This is a genomic window from Bradyrhizobium sp. AUGA SZCCT0169 (assembly GCF_018130085.1).
Taxonomy (GTDB): domain Bacteria; phylum Pseudomonadota; class Alphaproteobacteria; order Rhizobiales; family Xanthobacteraceae; genus Bradyrhizobium.
Genome location: NZ_JAFCMC010000043.1, coordinates 1 through 19,192, shown reverse-complemented (window position 1 = coordinate 19,192; position 19,192 = coordinate 1). Strand labels below are relative to the sequence as shown.

Here is a 19,192-nt window from a genome sequence, read left to right as displayed (position 1 = left end):
TGGGCGGGTTGCGGTGGACGCTGACGTTGCGAAGACGTAACGCGACAGAGGCGTACGGCAAAACCGTGTGGTCCTGGCACCCGTTGCCGGTGTCAAGCTGTCGGAGAAGCGCAAGCGGAAACGGCAGTGACGGAGTCAACCAAGAACTCGTCTCCGGGGAGAGCACGGCATAAGCCGTAAAGCCATTGCGCAGGGAAGGCCGGGTGTTCTCCGCTGCCCTGTATGCTCGTGTGCAGCCTACTTAGTGCAAACCGCACACGGGACCGCGGGTGCAGCGCGCACCCGGTCTTCCCTGCGCCCTCTCTATGAAAGGGCGGGAAGTTTCTGGCAAAGCTCGGGCGCAAGGCGTCGCGAGAACGCGAAAGTGCGTTTTGGATGATAGTGCCAACAACAAACACAGCCGTCGTCCCGGGCTTGACCTCAGATGCGCAATTGCGCATCGGGGGACCCATACGCCGCGGCCCATCGGTGAGAGCGCTGACGTTAGATACCTTCCGTTACAATAACCGCCGCGGAGTATGGGTCCCGGCGTTCGCCGGGACGACAAAAAGCTCACACCGGCTGATGAGCCGCCGTCCGCACCCCCGCCGCCTTGACCTTGCCGAAATCGGCAGTCGATTTCCCCGTCAGCGCCGCCAGCACCAATGCCACCATGTGTGCGAGGCGCTCGTCCCGCGCTTCCTTCTTCAGGAGGTCGCGGCCGAAGATCACACTGAGCGTCGCGCTGTTCGACAGGTAGAAGAAGCACAGACCCGCGATCGAGATATAGAGCTGGACCGGATCGACCGCGACGCGGAAGTCGCCGCTCTCGACGCCGCGGTTGACCACCGTGCGGATCATCTCGACGAACGGCGAGTGCATCGATTTGACCTTGGTCGAGCGTTTGAGGTGGCGCGCTTTGGCCACGTTCTCGGTGTTGAGCAGTGCCAGGAATTCCGGATTGCGCAGAAAATAGTTCCAGGTGAAATCGATCAGCCGCTCGATGGCATCAGGCGGATCGAGATGTTCGAGATCAAGCCCGCGCTCCTCGGCGCGGATCTGCTCATAGGCGCCTTCGAGCACTTCGAGGTAGAGGTCTTCCTTGTTGCCGACGTGATAATACAGCATGCGCTTGTTGGCGCCGGCATTGGCCGCGATCCGGTCGACGCGCGCCCCGGCGAGGCCGTGGGCGGCGAATTCCTGCTTGGCGGCCTCGAGAATACGGATCCGCATCCCCTCGGGGTCGCGCTGCCATTTCAGAACACGTTTTGCCTTGGCCAAATCAATCGCTCGATGATCGCATGGATCAGATTTAGCATGCTATCCCCGTCATTGCGAGGAGCGTCAGCGACGAAGCAATCCATGCATCCCCAGCGGCGGCATGGATTGCTTCGCTTCGCTTGCAATGACGTCGAATCAATCGGGCGCGCCCGGCTTCACCGACGGCTGTACCAGCAGCGTCGGCACGCCGCAGGTGCCGTTGCGCACGGTCATCACCCGGGTCCCCGGCTTGCGGCCGGTGCGGACCTCGGAGACGTCGACACCGGCCGCGACCAGCCGCGCATGGGTGGCGTCGATGTCGGCGACGCGCCAGCACAACCCGCGCAGACGGTCGTGTTGCTCCTGCGTGCCAGCTGCCGGCTTGCCCGGCCGGTGCGTGACCTCGACGATGAGATCGCCGCAGCGGAAGAACATCAGCCGGCCCCAGTCCGGATGCGAGCGGTCGAGCGCCATGTCGAGCCCGAGCCGCGCCCCATACAGCGCGGCGGCCCGCTCGGGATCCGGCGTCGAGACCACGACATGATCCATCGCGGTGATCGAGGCCGGCCCGGTTCGCACCGACAGCGGGCGCTCCCTTGCCAGTTCGAGGAAAAACATCCGGATGCCACGCGTCGCATCGGACGCGGCGCGGGTGCGCTTCCACGACAAGGTTGCCTCCGTGACCGCGTCGCGGCTTTCGACCTCGGCGACCGGCTCCGGCTTCAGGGTCAGCCGGTCGAGCCTGCGGTGCAATTTCGTGATGTCGTTGGTGCGAAAACAAAGGCTCGCCAGCCCCTCACCCTGCGCCGCCAGCACGGTGCGAATTCGCGACGCAGCCTCACCGTTGCCATCAGGCGCCATCAATTCCAGCGTCACGTTATCGAGCGTGAACAACACGCGCTCGGCGCCGTCGCCGCTGTTGCGCCAGGCCGGGCTCCGTCCAAACAGCGACTGATAGGCCGCTTCGCCCGCCGATATATCGCCGGTGAGGACGACCACATGATCAAGGCCTGTAATCACGGGAAAAGCCCTCCCCTTTTGTCGCACCGTCCGGAACCCCGGGCAGCCGTCAGCCGTTATGGCCGGCATACTGATGATCCCTCAAGGACGGTCCTAGTCCCCTGACATCCCCTTCTCAAGCCGCAAAGACGGCACGGTTGCGAATAATTTCAGCGAATGCGTCCGACAAGCGGTGTTAATGTAGCGCGCCGGACCGGACCACCCTTCAGCCCAACACTCTGAAGTACAATGACGGAAAACGAATGCAGGCCCTCTTCATCGGACAGACCTATATCGACGTTACCTTCATCACCGACCACATGCCGACCGGCGACGAGAAACACGTGGCTTCGGCCTACGCCGTGTCGTTTGGCGGCAACGCGGTCACGGCGGCGTTCTGCTGCGCCAAGCTCGGAATCGTCCCCGATCTGATTGCGACCGTCGCCAACGACTGGCTCGGCCGCATGTTTCAGGACATGAGCGCGAAGTACGGGATCTCGATCCATCCGCGCAAGGTCAACGCCTCCTCGCTGTCCTTCATCATGCCCAAGGACGGCAAGCGCGCCATCGTGCGTTGCCGTGACGACGAGCATATCCATCCGTTTCCGATCCTCAATCTGAAAGGCTGCCGCGCGCTGCACATCGACGGCCATCAGCCCGACGCTGCCATCCACTACGCCAAATTGTGCCGCGAGGCCGGCATCCTGACCTCGCTCGACGGCGGCGGCCTGCGCACCAATACCCATGAGCTGCTGGAGTTCATCGACGTCGCCATCGTCGCCGAGCGTCTCTGCGAGCAAATGGACAAGACCCCGGAAGCGATGCTGGATTATCTCAAGAGCCGCGGCTGCCGGGTCGGCGGCGTCACGCTCGGCGAAAAAGGCTTGCTGTGGTACGACGAGACGGGATCGGTCCGCAGCCTGCCCGCGCTGCCGATTCCGCGTGAGCGTGTGATCGACACCAACGGCGCCGGCGACGTCTTCCACGGCGCCTACGTCTATTCCTATCTGAGCAACCCCGCCAAAGGCTGGCATGATCATTTCGAATTTGCGCGCGCGGCCTCGACCTTCAAGATCCAGCGACTCGGCAACGAGGCCGGATTGCCGACACTCCCCGATATTGACGCCGTCAAGCAGGAGTTCGCGGTCGGGGCCTGACCGCGTGGTGTGGGGATGAAAATGGGACGCGTCTTCGTCGGCGGCAGCATCAACATGGATGTGGTGGCGACCGCCGACCGGCATCCGCTTGTCGGCGAGACCGTCGCCGGCAAAGCAGTATTGTATTTCCCCGGCGGCAAGGGCGCCAACCAGGCTGTGGCGGCCGCCAAGCTCGGGGTATCAACCACGCTGATCGGCCGGCTGGGAACAGATGCCTTCGGGCAGCAATTGCGGACATTTCTCGCCGCACAAGGCGTCGATCTCGCCTTCGTCAAGGACACCGCCGGGGCCCATACCGGAACGGCGCTCATCACGATTGCCAATGCCGACAACACCATCGTCGTCGTGCCCGGCGCCAATGCGCTAGTGAGTGCCGAGGATGTCGGCACGCCGATCCTCGCCAAAGGCGACATTGCGGTCAGCCAGTTCGAAATCCCGCTGCCCACGATCATGGCGTTCTTCAATCGCGCCCGCGCTGCCGGTGCGACCACGATACTCAACCCCGCGCCCGCGACCCGCTTCGGACGCGAACTGCTCGATCTCGTCGACATCCTCGTTCTCAACGAGACTGAGCTCGGTCTGCTCGCCGGCACCGAGCTTCGCGATACCGACGATGACAACAGCTTCATCGAAGCGGTCCGGTTGCTGCCGTCAAACCGTGATCAGATCGTCTGCGTGACACTGGGCAGCCGCGGCGTGCTTGCGATGATCGATGGTCAGCCGTCGGTCATCCCCGGCCGCAAGGTGAAGGCGGTGGACACCACCGGCGCTGGCGATTGCCTTGTCGGCGCGCTCGCGGCGCAGTTGGCGGATGGAAAAGCCATCCGCGACGCCCTCGCTTATGCCAATGCCGCGGCATCGATCTGTGTGCAACGGATGGGCGCAGCGCCCTCGATGCCGACGGCCGCGGAAGTGGCGGCGATCATCTGAGCCATCTCCGTTACGTTCGCGTCGGGGCTATCGAAACGCCGCCCTTACTTCAGCGATTGCAATTCGTCGTATTGCGCCCGCGTCCATCCGGCGCCGGCCGCGGCATCATTGTGCAGCGGCACCGCTGCGTTCCGGAATGCCGCGCGATCCGGCTCGACCACGGTCATGCCGAGCTTCTTGAGCTGTGTCGCCAAAACCCGCTCGGAAGCCTCGATCGCCTCCGTCGCTTTCGCGGCGGCTTCCTGCATCGTATCGGCAAACAGCTTGCGGTCGTCCGGCGTCAGCTTGTTCCAGACGTGACTGCCGATAACTGTCACCATCGATTCCGTGATGTGGCCCGTCAGCACGATGTGGCTCTGCACCTCGTAGAATTTCTTGGCCATGATCGTGGGCAGCGGATTCTCCTGACCGTCGACCAGCCCTTGCCGGAGCGCATTGTAAACGTCGGAGAATGCGATCGGCGTTGCGTTGGCGCCGACGGATCTGGTGAACATCAGGACCAGCGGCGCCGGCGGCACGCGCAGCTTCATGCCCTTCATGTCCTCGGGCTTGCTGATCGGCTTGTTGGCGGTGACATGACGCTGCCCGTAATAGGTCAGCGCGACGATCTTGTGCCGGGTCTTGTCTTCATAGTCCTTCGCAAGGTCGGCAAACAGCTTGCTGGCGCGATAGGCCTTCCAGTGGTCGAAATCACGCAGCATGAACGGCGCGCCGGTGATGCCGAGCGGTTTGTAGGTTGCCGCGACGAAGTTGGTGCCGACATAGACGATATCGACGGTGCCGAGCCCAAGCCCCTCATTGAGCTGGTTCTCGTTGCCGAGCCGGGAAGCCGGAAACACCTCAATATCGAATTTGCCGTTGCTGCGTTTCCTGATCTCGCCCGCCGCCCACAGCGCTTCGGTGTGGTAGGGCTCGGTGATCTCGTAGACATGCGCCCATCGCAGCTTGGTCTGGGCCGAGGTCGGGCTGGCCATGACCGTGGCTAGGATGATGGCACTGCATAGCATCAGACAGCGTGTCCAGGCGGACATGCTACCCTCCCCGATTGACTCACCGAAGCCTCTGGCGGGCCTGCAGCAGCGTTGCCGAAATGGTCCGCCGATGCAAGTGGACCGGTGGCAAAGTCACTCCGACTTAAGTCAGCGCGCTCTTCAGATCGAAGCTGCTATCAGCTGCCTGCTCCGGCCCGATCGAGCCGTTGGCCGCCAGCAGGCGCCGTCCGAACATGTGATCCCCGGCGCGGTTGACGGATTCGATCCCGACGAGTTGCCCGGACTTGTAGCAGAAGACGGAGAACGCCCCCTGCCCGCGATCGCCGCGCACCACCACCTGGTCATAGCCCGTCGTCAAACCTGCGATCTGAAGCTTGTGGGGACCCTGGTCGCTCCAGAACCACGGCAGCCCGTCATAGACTTTGGCATCCCCGGTGAGCCGCGCCGCGACACAGCGCGCGTGATCGGTCGCGTTCTGCACGGATTCCAGCCGCAGCGATCCGCCAAAGCGCGGGCTGGCATAGAGCGCGCAATCACCGACCGCCGAGATATCCGGATCGGCCGTCAGCAAATGTTCATCGACGATGATGCCCGCCGCCACCGGCAGGCCGGCTTCGGCCGCCAGTTCGACATTCGGCAGCACACCGACCCCGACCACCACGAGATCGGCAGGCATATGCCGGCCGTCACTGAGGCTGACGCCGGTGACGTTGCTGCCGTGGCTCTCGATGCTCGTGACCTGCACGCCGAGATGTATGCGAATGCCGGCCGCGGTGTGGCTCGACTGGAAGAATTCGGAGATTTCCGCGGTCACCGCGCGCGCCATCACGCGGGTGCCGAGTTCGACCACGTCGACTTCCAGGCCCTTGCCCCGGGCGGTCGCGGCGAATTCCAGTCCGATGAAGCCGGCGCCGATCACGACGACGCGCTGGCCGGATCCGATCCGGTGCCGCAACGCCTCGCTTTCGTCGAGGGTGCGCAAATAGCGCACGCCCTCCAGATTGGCGTTGGGGATGTCGAGCAGGCGATTGCGCGCGCCGGTCGCCAGCACCAGATGGCCGTAGTCGAGGAAGGAACCGGAGCCGAGCAACAGTTTATGCGCCCTGCGGTCGATCGACACCGCACGGTCGGAAATCAGGTCGATCTTCTGGTCGGAGAAGAATTTTCCCGGCCGGAACATCAGGCTGTCAGGCCCGCCGGTTCCCTTCAGATAGGCCTTGGACAAAGGCGGCCGCTGGTATGGCAGATGGCCCTCATCGTTCAGAAGCGCGATACGCTCGGCAAAGCCGTGCTGGCGAAGCGAGGCCGCAACCTGAAAGCCGGCATGTCCGGCGCCGACGATGATGACAGGCCCTTGCACGACAGGCCCTTGCAAAACCGGTCCTTGCGTCATCGGGACAACCCAATTGCAGGCGCACAGGAATTACCCATGTCGTCTCCTCTCACTGCTGATGTTGGCTTTCGCCTCGTGAGAGCGGCGCTCGTGTCCGCGTCCCGAACGATGGGCACCCCTATTAAGCCCAAAGCTTTCGGATCGCGCAAGGGCGTCCCTCAGCTGGAACAGCCTCAGGTCTACGCCCACCAATCCGGCCCGGGATTGTCACCCCCCGCCTTCTGCTATTTAAATGCCCCGCAACCGTCCGATCGGAGGTAATTTCGATGTCGACGCAAGATCATACCGCTCCCTCTTCCGACGAGCCGGCACGGCTCACGATCGAAGGTCCGATCGCGACCATCACCCTCAACCGCCCCGCGGCGTTCAACTCCATCAACCTGTCGATCGCCCAAAAATTGGAGCAGCTCGGCGCCGAGGTCGAGGCCAATAACGCCATCAGGGTGTTGGTGATCCAGGGCGAAGGCCGCGCCTTCAGTGCCGGCGGCGATCTGCAGACCATCGGTGCTGCCGCGGCCGCCGATACCATTGCGCCTGTGGTCGGGGAGCTGCTGAAGCACTATCACGCCTTCATCGAGACCATCCGGCGGATGCCGAAGATCGTGCTGTCGAGCGTCCATGGTTCGGCCGCCGGCGCCGGCATGGGGCTCGCCTTCGTGACCGATCTTTGCATCGCCGCTGAAGACGCCCGCTTCACGCCGGCTTACGCCAAGATCGGCGTGTCGCCGGACGGCGGCAGCACCGTCGGCATGGTCGGCACCGTCGGTACCCGCCGCGCGCTGCAGCTGTTTCTCGCTGAAGACAGTTTTTCGGCGCAGCAGGCTTACGATTGGGGCTTGGTCGCCCGGGTGGTTCCCGCGGCCGAGCTGAAGGCGGCGACGCAAAAATTCGCCGAGCGATTGGCGCAGAACCCGCCGGCGGCGATCAGCGGCACCAAATCACTGGTCTACCAGGCCGCGGTGACGCCGGTCAGGCAGCAGCTCGATGCCGAGGAAGAGAAGATCATCGACGCGATGCACACCGACGATTTCCGTGTTGCGGTGAAGAAGTTCACCAGCAAGGGGAAGTAGAGGCGCCGAACGAATCCTAGCCCTTGCCCTCGCCGCGCATGAAATCGAAATCGCAGCCTTCGTCGGCCTGCAGGATGGTCTCGTTGAACAGATGCGCGTAACCGCGCCTGGCCCAATCGGGTGTCGTCGGCGGCGCCAGCGCGGCGCGGCGTTTTTCGAGTTCGGCATCGTCGACCAAGAGATCGATGCTGCGTTTGGCGACGTCGAGCCGGATCATGTCGCCGTTCCTCACCAGCGCCAGCGGACCGCCGACGGCGGATTCCGGCGTGATGTGCAGCACGATGGTACCGAACGCCGTCCCGCTCATGCGCGCGTCGGAAATCCGGACCATGTCCTTGACGCCCGCACGGCCGAGCTTCTTTGGAATCGGCAGATAGCCCGCTTCCGGCATGCCCGGTGCGCCTTTCGGCCCGGCATTGCGCAGCACCAGCACGTCGTCGGCGTTGACGTCGAGCGCGAGATCGTCGACCCGCAGCGTCATGTCTTCAACGGACTCGAACACGACCGCGCGGCCGGTATGTTGCAAGAGCTTGGGGCTCGCCGCCGAATGCTTGATTACGGCACCGCGCGGCGCGAGGTTGCCGTGAAGTACCGCCATCGCACCTTCCGGCTTGATCGGATTGCTGCGGGGACGGATCGCGTCCTGCCCCGGCACTTCCTCGGCGTTGGCCACGACATCGCGCAGCGTCGCGCCGGTAATGGTTTTGGCATCGAGATCGATGAGGTCGCCGAGCTGCGCCATCAGCTTCGGCAGGCCGCCGGCATGATGGAAGTGCTCCATGTAATGCTCACCCGACGGCTTCAGGTCGATCAGGACAGGCACTTCGCGGCCGAGCTTGTCGAAGCCTTCGAGATCGATCCGATGCTTGGTGCGGTTGGCGATCGCGGTCAGATGGATGAGGCCATTGGTCGAGCCACCGATCGCCTGCAGCACCACTTGCGCATTCCGGAACGACGACGCGGTCAGAAACTCGCTCGGACGCGGCCCCTTCGCCTTGGCCAACGCGGCGGCGACCTTGCCGCTCGCTTCCGCGGAACGGAAGCGTTCGGCGTGTGGCGCCGGAATCGTCGCGCTCATCGGCAGCGACAGGCCCAGCGCTTCGGTGATGCACGCCATTGTGGACGCCGTGCCCATCACCATGCAGGTGCCAACCGATGGCGCGAGGCGGCCGTTGACGGCTTCGATCTCGACATCGTCGATTTCACCGGCGCGGTATTTTCCCCACAGCCGCCGGCAATCCGTGCAGGCGCCCAGCACTTCGCCCTTGTGATGCCCGACCACCATGGGTCCCACGGGAATGACGACGGTCGGCAGATCCGCACTGACCGCGGCCATGATTTGCGCCGGCAGGGTCTTGTCGCAACCGCCGATCACGACAATGGCGTCCATCGGCTGGGCGCGGATCATCTCCTCGGTATCCATCGCCATCAGGTTGCGGAGATACATCGAGGTCGGATGCGAAAAACTTTCGGCGATCGAGATGGTCGGGAACACCATCGGCATCGCGCCGGTCAGCATCACGCCGCGCTTCACCGACTCGATGATCTGCGGCACGCTGCCGTGGCAGGGATTGTAGTCGCTGTAGGTGTTGGTGATGCCGACGATCGGGCGGTTGAGCGCATCGTCGGAATACCCCATCGCCTTGATGAAGGCCTTGCGCAGGAACAGCGAGAAGCCAGCATCGCCATAACTTGCCAGTCCCTTGCGAAGTCCATCATCAGCCATCTTGTTCTTCCCTATCGCTGCAGGCTCGCACTAAAGGAGTCCGCGTTATTATTGTCAATATTTGATATTCGGCGCCGAAAGCTGCGCTATTCGCCACCAATCATGCGCTATTATTGACAATAATATCCATGCGTGCTGACTTCCAGCGATGATCGGAAGCGAGCATCCATGAACAAGCCGTTCCGCATTGGCCTTATCGGCGCCGGCATGGTGAGCCGCCACCATCTGATCGCTTGGGCCGGTATAGCAGATCAGGCGCGCGTTGTGGCGGTCGCCGACCCCTCGGCCGACAACGCCGCACGCCGTGCAACCGAATTCGAGATACCCAAGATCTACGCCAGCGCCGAAGCGATGCTGGCGGAGACCGATGTTGACGCCATCGACATCGCGGCGCCACGCGAGATGCACGCGCCGCTGGTCCGGCTCGCGGCAGCCAAGCACCTGCCGGTGCTGTGCCAGAAGCCGCTGGCGCCGAACCTGCAGCAAGCGACCGACCTCGCTGCCGAGGTCCGCGACCTGACGCGGCTGATGGTGCACGAGAACTGGCGCTTTCGCGGATATTATCGCGACGCCGCGGCCTGGCTGCGCGAGGGCCGCATCGGCAACGTCAAGCAGGCGCAGCTCACGCTGCTGACGTCGGGCGTACTGCCGGGACCGGACGGGCTGTGCCCGGCGCTTGAGCGGCAACCCTTCATGCGCCGCGAAAAGCGCATGCTGGTCGCGGAAGTCCTGATCCATCACCTCGACACGTTGCGGATGCTGCTCGGGCCGCTGCGCGTGACGGCGGCTGCGCTTTCGCGCTCGAGCGAGCAACTCGTCGGCGAAGACGGCGCGGTGATCCAGTTCCAGGCTGGCAACGGCGCCGGCGTCACGGTGTTTGCGAGCTTTGCCGCGCACGGGCATCCGGCCACCCAGATCGACCGGCTGGAAATTCTCGGCGACAAGGGCGCCATCAAGCTCGACGGGCCGCAGCTCATCTGCTCGGGTGCTTCGCCCCAAGAAAGGGTCTACGATCTCGCCACCGAATATCAGGGGTCTTACAACCGGACGATTGCGCACTTCGTACAATCATTACGTGACAACACGCCGTTCGAGACCGCGCCGCAGGATAATCTCGAGACGTTGCGGCTGGTCGAGGATTGCTATCGCCTGTCAGGCTGGGAGGCTTTGCAATGAAGCCACAGGAAGCATTGACCGAAATTTCCGCGCTGACGCGAGAGGAAGAGCAGGCGGAAGTGATCCGTCGGCTGGAAGAGGACATCATCTTCGGCCGCTTCGCGCCGGGTTCGCGGCTGGTCGAAGACACGCTGATGACGCGCTACCGCGCCAGCCGGCATTTCGTGCGCCAGGGCCTGTTTCAGCTCGAGCGCCAGGGCATCGTGCTGCGCGAGAAGAATATCGGCGCGACCGTGCGGTTCTATTCGGCCGAGGAAGTGCGGCAGATCTACGAGGTCCGGGAAATGCTGACGCGGCAGGCAGCATTGATGATCACGCTGCCCGCACCCGCAAGCCTGATCGAGCAGTTGAGCGAGTTGCAGCGGCAATATTGCGCCAGGGCCGACGCCCAGGACCTGCGCGGCATTCACGAAGCCAACGACGCCTTTCACGTCGCGCTGTTTTCCGCCTGCGGCAATCCCTATCTGGTGCGCTCGCTGCAGGACTACATGAACCTGACGCTGCCGATGCGTGCCAAGAATCTGGCCGACAGAGAGGGGCTGGCGCTGTCACGGCGCCAGCACGAATTCATGATCGAACTGCTGAAAGGCCGCGACAACTGGGCGCTGGCGCAGCTCTGCGTCGATCACATGCAGTTCAGCAAGTCGGATTATCTCGACCGCATCGCGGGGGATGAGGGCGAAAACTAACGGCCGTCATTCCGGGGCGCGCGAAGCGCGACCCCGGAATCTCGAGATTCCGGGTCTGGTCCTTCGGACCATCCCGGAATGACCATCGAGGCTATTTCCAATCCACGATCCTGCTCTTGTCGCCGTCGAACTCCATGCCGCAAAACGTGCCGCCCTGGTAGAAATCGCTGACCAGATCGGGCTTAAGCTTGGCCTGCTCGGTCATCGCATGCTCGCGATGGTCTTCGCCGCGGCCGGTCGGGCGATAGCCGAGTTCGTAGGCGCGATGATTATCCCACCACGCGCGCTCGTTGTAGGACGCGCCGTAGAAGATCTCGAAATGAATGTCGGGGTGATCGAGCCCGATCCGGCAAAGCTGCACCAGATCCTCCGGCTTCAGCCAGATCGCGAGCCGGCGGTGATCCAGCGGCTTTTCGCCGAAATTGCCGATGCGCAGGCAGGTCACCCCAAGCCCATGCTTGTCGGCATAGAGCGAGCCAACCGCTTCTCCAAAAACCTTGCTGACGCCGTAACGGCTGTCGGGACGCGCGGTGACGTCGGTGCCGATCCGGTGGTGGCGGGGGTAGAAGCCGACCGCGTGATTGGATGAAGCGAACACCACCCGCTTGACACCCTTCTTGCGCGCCGCCTCGAACAGATTGTAGCAGCCGATGATGTTGGATTGCAGGATCTGTTCCCACGGGCCTTCGACCGAATAGCCGCCGAAATGCAGGATGCCGTCGACGCCCTCGCAGATCGCCTCGACCTGTGTGGGATCGGCAAGATCGGCCGCCTTGAATTTCTCATTGGCACCGAGATCCGCGGGCGTTGTCAGGTCGCTCAGCAGCAGATCCGGATAGATCGGCGGCAACAGTTTGCGCAGGCTGGTGCCGATTCCACCGGCAGCGCCGGTCATCAATATGCGTGGCATTTCTTTCCTCTTACTTACGAGCGATTTGCGGTCGCTGGCCGACAATGATAGCAAAACATTCTGCGAGGAAACGCAACAGCAACGAGAACAGCAAATGTCCGAGGCAACACCCCGCGCCGCCTGGCAGCCGGCGAGCTATTATCCCGATCCGGCGATCCACGCGCTCGATCCGAGGTTTGAGAAATACTGGCTCAAGCTGTCGGCGGTGGAACGGCTGGCCACCGGCATGCGCTGGGCCGAGGGACCGGTGTGGTTTGGCGACGGGCGCTATCTGCTCTGCAGCGACATTCCCAACAACCGCATCATCAAATGGGAAGAGGAGACCGGCGCGGTCAGCCACTACCGCAAGCCGTCGAATTTCGCCAACGGCCACACCCGCGACCGCCAGGGCCGCCTGATCAGCTGCGAGCATGGCGGCCGCCGTGTCGTCAGAACCGAATATGACGGATCGATCACGGTGCTGATCGATTCCTTTGGCGGCAAGCGGCTGAATTCGCCGAACGACGTCGTGGTGAAATCGGACGGCTCGATCTGGTTCACCGATCCGATCTTCGGCCTGCTCGGCAATTACGAGGGCTACAAGGCCGAGCCTGAACTCGACATGAATGTCTACCGGATCGATGGCGGAAGCGGAAAGGCCACCATCGTCGCCGAAGGCATTCTGGGACCGAACGGACTTTGCTTTTCGCCGGATGAGAAGATTCTCTACGTTATCGAATCCCGGGGCGTGCCGACCCGCAAGATCCTCGCCTACGACGTCTCGCCCGGCGGCGACACGCTTTCCGACAAGCGCGTGTTCGTCGATGCCGGCCCCGGCACGCCCGACGGCATGCGTTCCGACACCGACGGCAATCTGTGGTGCGGCTGGGGCATGGGCGATCCCGAACTCGACGGCGTTGTCGTGTTCGCGCCCGACGGCGTGATGATCGGTCGTATCGCCCTGCCCGAACGCTGCGCCAATCTCTGTTTCGGCGGCTTGAAGCGCAACCGGCTGTTCATGGCCGCGAGCCAGTCGATCTACGCGCTGTATGTGAACACGCAAGGCGCGCTCGGGGGATAGTCTACGCCATCCCCTCGCCGCGCCGGATTCAACCCTTCTTTTCCTGCGCAGCGGCGGTCTGCTTGGCCAGTCCCTCCTCGAACGCCTTTTCCAGCGTCGCGGCATAGGCGTTGAATTCACCGGGATTGACGAACGGATTGGGCGCGCCATCGGCGAGCTTGGCGCGCTTCTCCTGCATCTTGTACATTTCCGGATGCGGCGCGAGCAGCACATCCACCTTCATGTCCTTGGCCCGCGCGAACGTCTTGCGGTAATCGGCGACGATCCCGGGATACGTCGGGTTGGTCACGAGGCGGTTCAGCGCCACGGTGCCGCTGCAGAAGATCAGCACCGAGCGCGTCGCGTCGCCGTCCTTCACCGAAAATTCCCAGCTGGTGCAGCCCGGCGAGTGGCCGGGCGTTTCGCGCGCCGTGATCTTCACGTCACCAAGCGTGACCGTATCGCCCTCGCGCACCGTGCGGTCCACCTTGACCGGCGGGAAATTCAGCACGGTTTCCTCCCGCGCGCCCGGATAGTAACCGCCTTCGAGCAGCGGCTTGTCGGCCTCACCGGCGACAAGCTGGGCGCCGCTCGCCGCCTTCATTTCGGCAAGACCCCCTGTGTGATCGATATGGGCGTGGGTGTTCAGCAAATATTTGATGTCAGTGATCTTGAAGCCGAGTTTCTCGATATTGCCTTTGATCTGCGAGGTCGCCTCCGGCATGACCGTATCGACCAGGATGTGACCTTGCGGCGAGGTGATCAGATAGGATGACAGGCCGTTGGTGCCGACATAATAGACGTTGCCGATCATCTTGAACGGCTCTGTCGGTTCGTTCCATTTCACGAGCAGCGTCGCGAGCAGATCCTTGAGGCTCTGCGCCTGCGCTGCGCCAGTCAACGGAATCAGCGCGACAAGCGCAATGGCCAGTTTCCTCATATCCGATCTCCCCTTTTTTGTTTTTTTCTTCGCGTCATTGCGGCCGCGCGTTGATGCAAGCCTCGACCATGCACTCTAACGACAATGCCGGCTGCTTTGGGGCAGCCGGCATTGTTTTGAATAGACCGCGTTAGCAGCGCCGCATCAGCTTACGCGGCGTTGTAGCCGGCGACCGCCTTCGCTTCGAGATATTCTTCCAGGCCGTACTTGCCCCACTCGCGGCCGTTGCCGGACTGCTTGTAGCCGCCGAACGGTGCGGTCCGCTCGTTCGGAACGCCCTGCAGGTTGACGTTGCCGGCGCGGATCTGTCGACCGACCCGGCGCGCGCTTTCGACGGTGTCACCGGTGACGTAACCGGCCAGACCGTAGGGCGTGTCGTTGGCGATCTTGACCGCTTCGGCTTCGTCCTTGGCGCCGAGAATCGTGAGCACCGGCCCGAAGATTTCCTCGCGCGCGATGGTCATGTCGTTGGTGACGTCGGCGAAGATGGTCGGGCGCACGTAGAAGCCCTTGTTGACGCCTTCGGGGAGACCTGGACCACCGGCGACGAGCGTTGCGCCCTCGTCGATGCCCTTTTTGATCAGCGCCTGGATCTTGTCCCACTGAATGCGGGACACCACGGGGCCAATGGTGGTGCCGTCGGCGCGGGGATCACCGGCCTTGGTCTTGTCGGCGACCGCCTTCGCGATAGCGGCGACTTCCTTCATTTTCGACAGCGGCACGATCATCCGCGACGGCGCGTTGCACGATTGTCCGGAGTTGTTGAACATGTGCATGACGCCGCCGGTGACGGCCTTGGTGAGGTCGGCGCCTTCGAGGATCACGTTCGGCGACTTGCCACCGAGCTCCTGGCTGACACGCTTCACGGTCGGCGCGGCGCGCTTGGCGACATCGACGCCGGCGCGGGTCGAGCCGGTGAACGAGATCATGTCGATATCCGGATGCTCGCTCATTGCGGCGCCGACCTCCGGGCCAAGGCCGTTGACGAGGTTGAACACGCCCTTCGGCACGCCGGCTTCATGGAGGATCTCGGCGAAGATCAGCGCCGAGGTCGGCGTGAATTCCGACGGCTTCAGGATCATGGTGCAGCCGGCGGCAAGCGCGGGCGCGACCTTGCAGGCGATCTGGTTCAGCGGCCAGTTCCACGGCGTGATCATGCCGATGACGCCGACCGGCTCACGCAGCACCGTGGCGGTGCCGATGTTTTCCTCGAAATGATAGTTCTTCAGCACTTCCAGGGTGGAAGCGATATGGCCGAGGCCGGCGCCGGCCTGCAGCCGCTCTGCCATCGGCAGCGGCGCGCCCATTTCGTCGGATACGGCAGCGCCGATGTCCTTCATGCGGGTCTTGTAGATCTCGATGATCTTCTCCAGCAGCGCGACACGCTCCTCGCGGCTGGTCTGCGAATAGGTCACGAAGGCGCGCTTGGCGGCCGCGACGGCCTTGTCGAGGTCGGCCTTCGAGCCGAGCGCAACCTCATACATCGCCTCTTCGGTCGCCGGATTGACGACGGGCGTGGACTTCTTGACGGCGGGATCGACCCAGGCGCCGTCGATGTAGAATTGCATACGGTTGACCATCGGAAACCTCGTTATTTCACAGGGCGGAAGGATTAAGGGAACGGGGGCGTTCGGCAGGCATCCTTGCACGAAAATCCCGGCAATTGAACCCGCCATATGCGGGATGCCGCGTTGCGGCGGGCACCGGATATAAGGTCAGTGGTGTGGCGGTGGCAAGACGGTAACCGTCGCCCCGGCGAAGGCCGGGGCCCATACGCCGTGAACTCTCATTACTCTGGCCGACACCTTTTAACACAACGACTGCCGCGGAGTATGGGCCCCGGCCTTCGCCGGGGCGACGACTACACCGCCATCTTCCTGTGCCGCACCGGGGCCCCGACGGTGAGGCTTTCCGCCGCATCGATGATGGAATTGGCGTCCATGCCGTGGTGGCGGTAGAGGTCGGCAATGGTGCCGGTCTGGCCGAACTGCTCGACGCCCAGCGCCTCCACCCGGTGGCCACGCACGCTGCCGAGCCAGCCCAGTGCGGCCGGATGGCCGTCGATCACGGAGACAATGCCGCAGTCGCGCGGCAGCGGCGCCAGCAATTGTTCGATATGGCTGAGATGCTGAACGCCGCGACGGTCGCGGCGCAGCTTTCGCGCCGCGGTCCAGCCTGCATGCAGCCGGTCCGCCGAGGTCACCGCCAATAGTCCGACATCCCGGTGGCTCTCCCCGATGAAGCCGACCGCCTCGATCGCCTCCGGCGCGACCGCGCCGGTATAGGCGATCACGACGTCGCAATTCGCACCCGGCTTGCGCAGCCAATAGGCGCCGTCGGTGATCTCGCGCTGCAGGTCCGGCGTCATGATCCGCTGCGGCTGGTCGATCATCCGCGTCGAAAGCCGCAAATAGACCGACCCGCCCTCACCCGCTTCATGCTGCATGTGCTGAAAACCCCAGCCCATGATCACGGAGAGTTCATCGACAAAGGCCGGCTCGAACGAGGCGAGGCCATCCTGTGCGATGCCGATCAGCGGCGTTGCGATCGACTGATGCGCGCCGCCTTCCGGCGCCAGCGTGATGCCCGACGGCGTCGCCGCCACCATGAAGCGCGCGTCCTGGTAGCAGGCATAGTTCATCGCATCGAGGCCGCGCTGGATGAAGGGATCGTACAGCGTGCCGATCGGCAGCAGCCGTTCGCCATTGATCTGATGCGACAGACCGAGCGCCGAAAGCATGATGAACAGGTTCATCTCGGCGATGCCGAGCTCGAGGTGCTGTCCCTTCGGCGAAAAATCCCAGTTGAAGGTCGAGGGGATTTTCTCCTGCCGGAACAGATCGTGGTTTTCCGCCTTCGCAAACAGCCCGCGCCGGTTGACCCAGGCGCCGAGATTGGTCGACACCGTCACGTCAGGCGACGTGGTGACGATGCGCGAAGCCAGTTCGGTGTCGCCGCGCGCCAGTTCGTTGAGCACCAGGCCAAAACCCTGCTGGGTCGACATCTGCGCCGCCGGCTTGAAGGCGAGCCGCTCGGGCATCTCGATCACGGGTGCGGTCAGGCGACGGCGGCCCTCGGCGTTGAACGGCGCTTGGGTGAGGAACGCTTCGAGATCAGCCGGGTCCTGGGACAACCCTTCGAACTTTTCCCATTCATGACCGGGACGGATGTTCTGCGCCGCACGCCATTTTTCCATCTGCGCGACCGTCATCAGGCCCGCATGGTTGTCCTTGTGGCCCTGCATCGGCAGCCCGACGCCCTTGATGGTGTAGGCGATGAAGCAGACCGGCCGATCATGGTCGATCGCTTCGAACGCATCGATCATGCTGGTCATGTCGTGGCCGCCGAGATTTGACATCAGCGCCAGGAGTTCCTCGTCGCTGCGCCGGTCGATCAGTTGCGTCACCTGTCCCTGATCGCCGATGTCATCCTGCAGATGTTTTCGGAACGCGGCACCGCCCTGGAAGCACAGCGCTGCATACATCTGGTTCGGGCAATTATCGATCCAGCGCCGCAGCGCCTCGCCGCCGGGTTCGGCGAACGCCGCCTGCATCAGCGTGCCGTATTTCACGATTCTGACGTCCCAGCCGAAATTGCGGAACATCGATTCGAATTTTTCCCAGAGCCCTTCCCGCACCACGGCGTCCAGGCTCTGGCGGTTGTAGTCGACGACCCACCAGGTGTTGCGCAGCCCGTGCTTCCAGCCCTCGAGGAGCGCCTCGAAGATATTGCCTTCATCCATTTCGGCGTCGCCGACCAGCGCGATCATGCGCCCCTCGGGACGATCTTTCATCCAGCCATGGGACTTGACGTAATCCTGCACCAGCGAGGAGAACAGGGTTTGCGCCACGCCGAGCCCAACTGACCCCGTCGAGAAATCGACGTCGTCGGCATCCTTGGTGCGCGACGGATAGGATTGCGCGCCCTTGAAGCCGCGGAAATTTTCCAGCTTCTCGCGGGTCTGATGCCCGAACAGATACTGGATGGCGTGGAACACCGGGCTCGCATGCGGCTTCACCGCGACGCGGTCCTGCGGCCGCAGCACCGAGAAATACAGCGCCGACATGATGTTGGCGAGCGAGGCCGAGGAGGCCTGATGGCCGCCGACCTTCAGGCCGTCGGCATTGGGCCTGATGTGATTGGCGTGGTGGATGGTCCACGACGACAGCCAGAGCACTTTTCGCGACAGCGCGGACAACAGTTCCAGGCGTGCGGGCTCGATGGGCATGGCGTTGCTCCGTAAGGATTCTAGCCAAATTTTACCGGGACTGGCCTCCCCAGAAATTTCAATTTCCCGCGACATACCGTCCCAAATTGGGATAAAACACCAATCCGAACCCCATTATCCAGAGTTCATTCCAATGCACGCCCTCGACGCCATCGACCGCAAGATCCTCAGCCTGCTGCAATCCGACAGCCGCATGACCATGCAGGAGCTCTCCGAGAAGGTCGGGCTCTCGGTATCGCCCTGCCACCGCCGCGTGAAATTGCTCGAAGAGCGCGGCGTCATCACCCGCTATATCGCCACCGTCGACCAGAAATCGCTCGGCCTGCATGTCAGCGTCTTCATCTCGATCAAGCTCGCGCGACAGAAAGAGGAGGACCTCAACCGGTTTGCCAAGGCGATCTCGAAATGGGACGAGGTGCTGGAATGCTATCTGATGACGGGCAATCGCGATTACCTGCTGCGCGTCGTCGCCGCCGATCTGTCGTCCTATGAGGCGTTTTTGAAAAACAAGCTGACGCGGCTGGATGGGATTGCGTCGATCGAGTCGAGTTTTGCGCTGAGCCAGGTGAAGTACTCGATCGCGCTACCGGTGTGAGGAAAGATCTATCTTTCGTCGTCCCGGCGAAGGCCCTAGGGCATGCACACATCTGATGTCGGGGATTCCCGAATCGGCATTTTGTGTGATTCATATTGTGACACTTCGG

The 19,192-nt window shown here is 63.1% G+C and carries 16 protein-coding genes; 7 read left to right on the top strand and 9 right to left on the bottom strand.

Going from position 1 to position 19,192, the window contains the following annotated elements; genetic code table 11:
- Window positions 1–552: 552 nt before the first annotated feature.
- Window positions 553–1,260 (bottom strand): TetR/AcrR family transcriptional regulator, encoded by a 708-nt coding sequence (locus tag JQ609_RS30630; protein WP_212276435.1) that lies wholly within the window; start codon window positions 1,258–1,260, stop codon window positions 553–555.
- Window positions 1,261–1,395: 135 nt separating this feature from the next.
- On the bottom strand, window positions 1,396–2,259 hold the full coding sequence (locus tag JQ609_RS30625; RefSeq protein WP_212276434.1) for a VOC family protein: 864 nt from the start codon (window positions 2,257–2,259) through the stop codon (window positions 1,396–1,398).
- A 242-nt stretch (window positions 2,260–2,501) separates the two neighbouring features.
- On the opposite strand from JQ609_RS30625, the gene JQ609_RS30620 reads away from it, so the two are divergent.
- Both JQ609_RS30620 and JQ609_RS30615 read left to right on the top strand, forming a co-directional pair.
- Window positions 2,502–3,395 (top strand): sugar kinase, encoded by an 894-nt coding sequence (locus tag JQ609_RS30620; RefSeq protein WP_212276433.1) that lies wholly within the window; start codon window positions 2,502–2,504, stop codon window positions 3,393–3,395.
- 21 nt (window positions 3,396–3,416) lie between these two features.
- The gene (locus JQ609_RS30615; protein ID WP_212215147.1) at window positions 3,417–4,325 is read left to right on the top strand and encodes a ribokinase; all 909 of its coding nucleotides are present in this window, start codon (window positions 3,417–3,419) and stop codon (window positions 4,323–4,325) included.
- Between the two features lie 44 nt (window positions 4,326–4,369).
- On the opposite strand, the gene JQ609_RS30610 is transcribed toward JQ609_RS30615, so the two are convergent.
- Together JQ609_RS30610 and JQ609_RS30605 are read right to left on the bottom strand one after the other, a co-directional pair.
- On the bottom strand, window positions 4,370–5,356 hold the full coding sequence (locus JQ609_RS30610) for a sialic acid TRAP transporter substrate-binding protein SiaP (RefSeq protein WP_212276432.1): 987 nt from the start codon (window positions 5,354–5,356) through the stop codon (window positions 4,370–4,372).
- 103 nt (window positions 5,357–5,459) lie between these two features.
- Window positions 5,460–6,710, bottom strand: coding sequence for an NAD(P)/FAD-dependent oxidoreductase (locus JQ609_RS30605; protein ID WP_212276431.1), 1,251 nt, complete (start codon window positions 6,708–6,710; stop codon window positions 5,460–5,462).
- 266 nt (window positions 6,711–6,976) lie between these two features.
- Between JQ609_RS30605 and JQ609_RS30600 the strand changes: the two genes are divergently transcribed.
- Window positions 6,977–7,780: an enoyl-CoA hydratase/isomerase family protein gene (locus tag JQ609_RS30600; RefSeq protein ID WP_212276430.1), complete on the top strand. Its 804-nt coding sequence runs from the start codon at window positions 6,977–6,979 to the stop codon at window positions 7,778–7,780.
- 16 nt (window positions 7,781–7,796) lie between these two features.
- On the opposite strand, the gene JQ609_RS30595 is transcribed toward JQ609_RS30600, so the two are convergent.
- The gene (locus JQ609_RS30595; RefSeq protein WP_212276429.1) at window positions 7,797–9,506 is read right to left on the bottom strand and encodes an IlvD/Edd family dehydratase; all 1,710 of its coding nucleotides are present in this window, start codon (window positions 9,504–9,506) and stop codon (window positions 7,797–7,799) included.
- A 168-nt stretch (window positions 9,507–9,674) separates the two neighbouring features.
- On the opposite strand from JQ609_RS30595, the gene JQ609_RS30590 reads away from it, so the two are divergent.
- Together JQ609_RS30590 and JQ609_RS30585 are read left to right on the top strand one after the other, a co-directional pair.
- On the top strand, window positions 9,675–10,682 hold the full coding sequence (locus JQ609_RS30590) for a Gfo/Idh/MocA family protein (RefSeq protein WP_212276428.1): 1,008 nt from the start codon (window positions 9,675–9,677) through the stop codon (window positions 10,680–10,682).
- On the top strand, window positions 10,679–11,371 hold the full coding sequence (locus JQ609_RS30585; RefSeq protein WP_212215138.1) for a GntR family transcriptional regulator: 693 nt from the start codon (window positions 10,679–10,681) through the stop codon (window positions 11,369–11,371). Before JQ609_RS30590 ends, JQ609_RS30585 begins: the two co-directional genes overlap by 4 nt.
- Before the next feature lie 91 nt (window positions 11,372–11,462).
- Here JQ609_RS30585 and JQ609_RS30580 read toward each other — a convergent pair whose 3' ends face one another.
- Complete coding sequence (locus JQ609_RS30580; RefSeq protein WP_212215136.1) at window positions 11,463–12,281, bottom strand: NAD(P)-dependent oxidoreductase; 819 nt, start codon at window positions 12,279–12,281, stop codon at window positions 11,463–11,465.
- Between the two features lie 94 nt (window positions 12,282–12,375).
- Here JQ609_RS30580 and JQ609_RS30575 point away from each other — a divergent pair, with 94 nt between their 5' ends.
- Window positions 12,376–13,341 carry an SMP-30/gluconolactonase/LRE family protein gene (locus JQ609_RS30575; RefSeq protein ID WP_212276427.1) on the top strand — a complete coding sequence of 322 codons (966 nt, stop codon included), beginning with the start codon at window positions 12,376–12,378 and terminating at the stop codon, window positions 13,339–13,341.
- 28 nt (window positions 13,342–13,369) lie between these two features.
- On the opposite strand, the gene bla is transcribed toward JQ609_RS30575, so the two are convergent.
- The 3 genes from bla to JQ609_RS30560 form a co-directional block, all read right to left on the bottom strand.
- Complete coding sequence (gene bla / locus JQ609_RS30570) at window positions 13,370–14,260, bottom strand: subclass B3 metallo-beta-lactamase (RefSeq protein WP_212276426.1); 891 nt, start codon at window positions 14,258–14,260, stop codon at window positions 13,370–13,372.
- A gap of 149 nt (window positions 14,261–14,409) precedes the next feature.
- Window positions 14,410–15,840, bottom strand: coding sequence for an aldehyde dehydrogenase family protein (locus JQ609_RS30565; RefSeq protein ID WP_212276425.1), 1,431 nt, complete (start codon window positions 15,838–15,840; stop codon window positions 14,410–14,412).
- A gap of 281 nt (window positions 15,841–16,121) precedes the next feature.
- On the bottom strand, window positions 16,122–18,488 hold the full coding sequence (locus JQ609_RS30560) for a transketolase (protein ID WP_212276424.1): 2,367 nt from the start codon (window positions 18,486–18,488) through the stop codon (window positions 16,122–16,124).
- A gap of 133 nt (window positions 18,489–18,621) precedes the next feature.
- Here JQ609_RS30560 and JQ609_RS30555 point away from each other — a divergent pair, with 133 nt between their 5' ends.
- Window positions 18,622–19,083 (top strand): Lrp/AsnC family transcriptional regulator, encoded by a 462-nt coding sequence (locus JQ609_RS30555; protein WP_192734786.1) that lies wholly within the window; start codon window positions 18,622–18,624, stop codon window positions 19,081–19,083.
- Window positions 19,084–19,192 lie beyond the last annotated feature (109 nt).

Coding starts and splice junctions, on each gene's coding strand:
- JQ609_RS30620 (WP_212276433.1), top strand. CDS start 2,502: ATGCAGGCCCTCTTCATCGGACAGACCTATATCGACGTTACCTTCATC.
- JQ609_RS30555 (WP_192734786.1), top strand. CDS start 18,622: ATGCACGCCCTCGACGCCATCGACCGCAAGATCCTCAGCCTGCTGCAA.
- JQ609_RS30590 (WP_212276428.1), top strand. CDS start 9,675: ATGAACAAGCCGTTCCGCATTGGCCTTATCGGCGCCGGCATGGTGAGC.
- JQ609_RS30580 (WP_212215136.1), bottom strand. CDS start 12,281: ATGCCACGCATATTGATGACCGGCGCTGCCGGTGGAATCGGCACCAGC.
- JQ609_RS30565 (WP_212276425.1), bottom strand. CDS start 15,840: ATGGTCAACCGTATGCAATTCTACATCGACGGCGCCTGGGTCGATCCC.
- JQ609_RS30560 (WP_212276424.1), bottom strand. CDS start 18,488: ATGCCCATCGAGCCCGCACGCCTGGAACTGTTGTCCGCGCTGTCGCGA.
- JQ609_RS30595 (WP_212276429.1), bottom strand. CDS start 9,506: ATGGCTGATGATGGACTTCGCAAGGGACTGGCAAGTTATGGCGATGCT.
- JQ609_RS30610 (WP_212276432.1), bottom strand. CDS start 5,356: ATGTCCGCCTGGACACGCTGTCTGATGCTATGCAGTGCCATCATCCTA.
- bla (WP_212276426.1), bottom strand. CDS start 14,260: ATGAGGAAACTGGCCATTGCGCTTGTCGCGCTGATTCCGTTGACTGGC.
- JQ609_RS30575 (WP_212276427.1), top strand. CDS start 12,376: ATGTCCGAGGCAACACCCCGCGCCGCCTGGCAGCCGGCGAGCTATTAT.
- JQ609_RS30615 (WP_212215147.1), top strand. CDS start 3,417: ATGGGACGCGTCTTCGTCGGCGGCAGCATCAACATGGATGTGGTGGCG.
- JQ609_RS30600 (WP_212276430.1), top strand. CDS start 6,977: ATGTCGACGCAAGATCATACCGCTCCCTCTTCCGACGAGCCGGCACGG.
- JQ609_RS30605 (WP_212276431.1), bottom strand. CDS start 6,710: ATGACGCAAGGACCGGTTTTGCAAGGGCCTGTCGTGCAAGGGCCTGTC.
- JQ609_RS30585 (WP_212215138.1), top strand. CDS start 10,679: ATGAAGCCACAGGAAGCATTGACCGAAATTTCCGCGCTGACGCGAGAG.